3 protein-coding genes are annotated in these 4,342 nt (G+C 46.2%); 2 read left to right on the forward strand and 1 reads right to left on the reverse strand.

Annotated elements, in window-relative coordinates:
• Together H6S82_RS20670 and H6S82_RS20675 are read left to right on the forward strand one after the other, a co-directional pair.
• Window positions 1-1,536, forward strand: a 1,536-nt coding sequence (locus H6S82_RS20670; protein ID WP_191056636.1) for an NAD+ synthase, incomplete at its 5' end; no start/stop codon positions are given.
• 7 nt (window positions 1,537-1,543) lie between these two features.
• Window positions 1,544-2,428, forward strand: coding sequence for a sugar ABC transporter permease (locus tag H6S82_RS20675; protein WP_190469382.1), 885 nt, complete (start codon window positions 1,544-1,546; stop codon window positions 2,426-2,428).
• 90 nt (window positions 2,429-2,518) lie between these two features.
• Here the strand turns inward: H6S82_RS20675 and H6S82_RS20680 are convergent.
• The coding region (locus H6S82_RS20680) for a translocation/assembly module TamB domain-containing protein (protein ID WP_191056637.1) at window positions 2,519-4,342 on the reverse strand (1,824 nt) is incomplete at its 5' end.

Raw genomic sequence — 4,342 nt, forward strand, 5'->3', positions numbered from 1 at the left:
AGTTTTGTAGAGGCGATGGCAACAACTTTACAGCAGCTAGCACGGGATTTACCGCCAAATTTAGCAGTCTTAGTCGGAACAGTCGAACCGAATCCAAAAGCTTTTACCAGTGGCGGGAAATCTCTCTTTAACAGCATGGCTTTATTAGAAGGGGGAAAAGTGCAGCAAATCTTCCACAAAAGATTGCTGCCAACTTACGATGTTTTTGACGAACAGCGATATTTTGAACCCGGACTTCAGCCTAATTTCTTTACCCTCACTCCTCAGCCACACTACTCGGCAATTAAAATCGGCGTAACTATCTGCGAAGATTTGTGGAATGATGAAGAATTTTGGGGTAAGCGCACCTACGCTGTCAATCCGATTACTGACTTAGCCCAGCTGGGTGTAGATTTAATTGTCAATTTATCGGCTTCTCCTTATAGTGTTGGCAAACAAGCATTGCGAGAAGCAATGCTGCGGCATTCAGCGACACGCTTCGATCGACCTATTATCTATGCCAATCAGGTTGGTAGCAACGACGATTTGATTTTTGATGGTAGCAGTTTTGCCCTCAATCGTACAGGTGAAATAGTGTGTCGCGCCCGTAGTTTTGAGACAGATTTAGTATTGCTAGATTTTGATGTAGAAAAAGGGGATATTGCATCCGTACAACCGAAATATGTAACACCGCTACCTGATTGCGAAGAAGAGGAAATTTGGGGGGCGTTGGTGTTGGGAGTGAAGGATTATGCGCGAAAATGCGGTTTTTCTAAAGTTGTAATTGGTTTGAGTGGAGGGGTAGATTCAGCATTAGTTGCAGCTATTGCGGCAGAAGCTTTGGGCGCAGAAAATGTGTTGGGCGTCCTTATGCCTTCGCCTTACAGTTCCGATCATTCAGTAAAGGATGCTTTGGTATTAGCCGAAAATTTGGGTATTAAAACTCACACCCTGCCGATCGGCAATCTGATGCAAAGTTACGATGAAAGTTGGGAAGATTTGTTTGCGGGGACAGAGTTTGGTATTGCCGAGGAAAATATTCAATCGCGGATTCGCGGTAATCTGTTAATGGCGATCGCCAACAAATTCGGCTATCTTCTCCTCTCCACCGGCAACAAATCGGAAATGGCTGTAGGATACTGCACTCTTTACGGCGATATGAATGGAGGATTGGCTGCAATTGCCGATGTTCCCAAAACCCGCGTTTACTCTTTGTGTAAATGGCTAAATCGCAACGACGAAATTATTCCGGAAAATATTCTCACGAAAGCACCCAGCGCCGAACTCAAACCCGGTCAAACCGACCAAGATTCTCTCCCAGCTTACGATATTTTAGATGACATTTTGCAGCGCTTTATTCACGAACATCAATCGGCTGCACAGATTGTGGCTGCGGGACACGATCCGGATGTTGTCAAACGAGTGATAAAAATGGTAGCGCGGGCGGAATTTAAGCGGCGACAAGCACCGCCGGGATTGAAGATAACCGATCGCGCTTTCGGTACGGGATGGCGAATGCCGATCGCCAGCAAAGGTTTGGATACAGTTAGTGTTTAATATTCGTATGCCCCAAAATTGGACTTTCATCAGACAACGACTCACCCCTTACCTATTCCTTTTCCCTGCCCTTTTCCTGTTATTTCTAACTGTATTTTGGCCAACATTCCAAGCATTTTACCTCAGTTTTACTCAATACGACCTCACAAATCCGCCGCAGTGGGTGGGATTGGCGAATTTCCGCCGTTTGTGGAGAGATTCCCTATTCTGGAAAACGCTGTGGAATACGGTGCTGTACCTCGTCGCGGTGGTGCCGATTTTAGTTGTCGCACCCTTGGGACTGGCAATTTTAGTTAACCGCAAATCGCGTGGAATTACTTGGTTTAGAGCATTTTATTATACACCAGTAATCATATCGATGGTGGTGGCGGGGATTGCTTGGAAATGGCTGTATGCCGAAAACGGTTTGCTGAATCAATTTCTGAGTGCGATCGGATTTAAAGATGGGATTCCTTGGCTGACAAGTCCCAAATGGGCGCTTTACAGCGTCATGGCGGTGACTGTCTGGAAAGGATTGGGCTACTATATGGTGATTTACCTGGCTGGGTTGCAATCTATACCAGCAGAACTGTATGAAGCGGCGGCGATCGATGGTTCCGATGGCATAGGCAAACACTGGGACATCACCGTACCGTTGATGAAACCTTACCTATTGCTAGTAGCAGTAATTTCGGCAATTTCTGCTACCAAAGTATTTGAGGAAGTTTACATCATGACCGAAGGAGGGCCGAGAAATAGTTCTAAAACAATTGTTTACTATCTCTACGAACAAGCCTTTAAAAGTTTAGAAATCAGCTATGCTTGCACAATTGGTTTGGTGTTGTTTTTGCTGATTTTGGGATTGTCGATTTTGAATCTCAAATTGTCACAAGCGCGAGGACAAATTCATTAACAATATCTCTATAACGTCTATTCCGTATTGCCTAAATAACTTCTCCCCCACTCTTTCCCTAACCCCGACGCCCTTGTCCCGACGCCCTTTTTAAAACCTCCTTTCAAACTCAAATTGCGCTTTGGTATCACCGGAAAAATCAGTGGAACCGCGCAACAGAATATTGTTATTTACCCGATAGCGCAGGTTATACTGTAATGGTTGATCGGTAGTGAGAACTTTTGATACAGAACCAGAAAGTCGATCGGTAATATCGACCACTGCCTCTGCTGCCAATCCTAGTGTAGTGTTACGAGCTCTATCTTCTCTGTTGGGGGGAATAGCTGTGGGGAAAAAGCGCAATTCGCTCAAACCGAAAGCTTGTCCGATCGCACTAATCGTACCCTGAACCTGCTGATTTCCCAACAAAGCAGAACCCGCTAAATTAGCAAGTCCCAAAGTACTGTCACCCCGACCTAAATTCTGTGCAAATCCGCCCCCGATTAAAGCCACAATTTCCGATTCAGTGCGCGGCGGGTTGCTTGTCAGCACCAAGTTATCCGCCAATTGACTGGCCGGTCCCTCGACTCTAGCCACAATGCGAACCGTTTGCACGCTACCGAAAAAGCCGGCATCGGGAACATCGGCAATTTCAGAAGATATGGGAGAAGATGGTAAGCGACTGCCGGTCACTTCCGGTACGGTAGTAACGACGCGAACATCTAAAATCGGGTCGAGTCCGCGTTCTGGGACAAACACAGCTGTTTGCGTATAATCGCGATCTAAGGTCATTTGCGTAGTAAACAAATTCACCTGACCTCGGCGCAACTGAATTGTACCTTGCGGTTCGAGATTACCCAAAAAGCCATTTACAATCAGCTCGCCAGTCGATCGAAAACTAAATAGCGGCGGTCGCGTCACATTGACATTATCCGCCAGAGTTAAGCGCAAATTGTTAAATTCCGGAACGATCGATCTCGCAAAACCAATTCCGCCTCCCCCTTCTCCCCTCCCTGTGGACGGAGAAGCGTTGGGGGTGGGGTTTTCTTGTTGCTGTCCTAAAAACACCTCCCCGTTTTTCAACGTCACTTCACCACCGATTTGGGGTTCAAATGCAGTGCCGGTAATTACTGCATTGCCATTTACGCCACCTCGATAAAGTCCTTTGAGATTGATCGCCAATTCGTTCAAAGTGACGCTGAGGGGATTATTGCGATCGGGATCTTGTTGAGATAACTGCCTGGAAATAGGGATGATTCCCTGTGCTGATACCGCACCTTTACTGAAATTACCGGTGAGGTTTTCTACCAGGATGCGATCGCGATCGAATCGCACAATTCCAGTCACATCCGTCAGCGGTGCAGGCAGCGCCACAGCCGCAATTGTCGCATTATCTACTGTAGCAGTTCCCGTTATTTGCGGCGCAGATAAAGTACCCCGCACCTGTAGTTGTGCTTGTCCTTGACCGCCAGCCCAAGTAACTTGTCCTCTACTTAATAGATTTAACAGTGCCAGCCCTTCATTTTGCACATTCACATCTAAACTAATTGCATTGCTATCCGGTCTAACCGTAGCAAAAGGTAGCTGATAAGGTACGCTACCAGAAATTACAATTGGCTGAGGCTGTTGCACCACCGCCTCAGAATTAAAATTCAAGCGAGCATTTTCATAAGTAAAAATTGCTTGTGCCGACTGCACCTGCGTTCCATTCAAAGTTCCATCCACCAAAGTTAAGTCGCCGTTAACCTCTGGGTTTTGTAAAGTGCCTGCCAGATTAGCAGTACCATTCAGCTTACCTGTAACTGCCACCGGTAAAGGCACAAACTTATTGATGACATCGACGGGGAAATTTTGTAATTCCAATTTCCCATTTTGCTGTTGCAAACCGAGATTTCCAGAGAAAGCTAATCGAGCGTTCTCATACTGAATTTCCAA

It is taken from the genome of Planktothrix sp. FACHB-1355, assembly GCF_014748295.1.
Lineage (GTDB): Bacteria > Cyanobacteriota > Cyanobacteriia > Cyanobacteriales > Aerosakkonemataceae > Aerosakkonema > Aerosakkonema funiforme_A.